The organism is Gordonia asplenii (genome assembly GCF_012933505.1).
Classification (GTDB): domain Bacteria; phylum Actinomycetota; class Actinomycetes; order Mycobacteriales; family Mycobacteriaceae; genus Gordonia; species Gordonia asplenii.
Window position 1 is genome coordinate 1 of sequence record NZ_JABBNB010000110.1, and the last position, 387, is coordinate 387.

Annotated in this window: 1 protein-coding gene; it reads right to left on the bottom strand. The window is 67.7% G+C overall.

Annotated features, from left to right (window positions below; all coding sequences use genetic code 11):
- Positions 1 to 387: transposase (locus HH308_RS29400; RefSeq protein ID WP_211188990.1), on the bottom strand; the 387-nt coding region annotated here is incomplete at both ends.

Consider the following 387-nt stretch of genomic DNA (forward strand, 5'->3'; position numbering starts at 1 on the left):
GCGGCGGTGACCGTGATGTGGTCTACGGCGGTGTTGGCGCCAGCGTTGCCCGGCCGCAGCAGGGTCGCCAGGGGTTCGCCGGTGCCCTGGCTGCCGTGGTCGACGAACGCGCACAACGGGTGAAATCCGAAGCCATGCTTGTAGGTTGGTGCCGCGTCCTGCTTCTCAGAGTGTGCGGTCACCAAGGTGGCGTCGAGGTCGATGATCAGCGGTGCAGCAACGCTGGCGTCATGATCGGGAGCAACGCTATCGGCGAGCGACCAGCACGCGGCTCGGGCTGCGGCGCGGGCCGTGTTGATCGCCGTCAAGGCCGCCGGGGCATCAGCGGCCAACGCCGAGATCAGTCGCGACACCGTCGGATCTGAGGCCACCGACCCGAATACCGTT